This window comes from uncultured Microscilla sp. (genome assembly GCF_947493425.1).
Lineage (GTDB): Bacteria > Bacteroidota > Bacteroidia > Cytophagales > Microscillaceae > Microscilla.
In genome coordinates this window covers 1-243 of the sequence record NZ_CANLRP010000657.1, presented here as the reverse complement: position 1 = coordinate 243, position 243 = coordinate 1, and the positions used below count along the sequence as shown (strand labels likewise).

The 243-nt window shown below is 36.6% G+C and carries 1 protein-coding gene; it reads right to left on the bottom strand.

All coding sequences use genetic code 11. The features are described 5' to 3' along the window. Window positions 1-19: 19 nt before the first annotated feature. The coding region (locus tag Q0954_RS34840; RefSeq protein ID WP_299466921.1) for a hypothetical protein at window positions 20-243 on the bottom strand (224 nt) is incomplete at its 5' end.

Genomic DNA, 243 nt, shown 5'->3' with positions numbered 1-243 from the left:
ACGACTTGTGTAAGAGCTTTTAGGTTAGCAAGTGTGGGTCAAAAGACCAACCCCTGAGACGGTATTTTTTTGTTGAATTGCCTGTGAAATGAACAACGAGTTTAAGGTAAAATAAGGAAGGAGATTGTAGGGTAATTCCTTGTGTTTGTTTTGATGTGTAACCACCAAGTATGATGGATATATAATGATTTGGGAATGGTACTAAAGTAAAAAACGAGACTCTAGCAGAATCTCGTTTTTCTT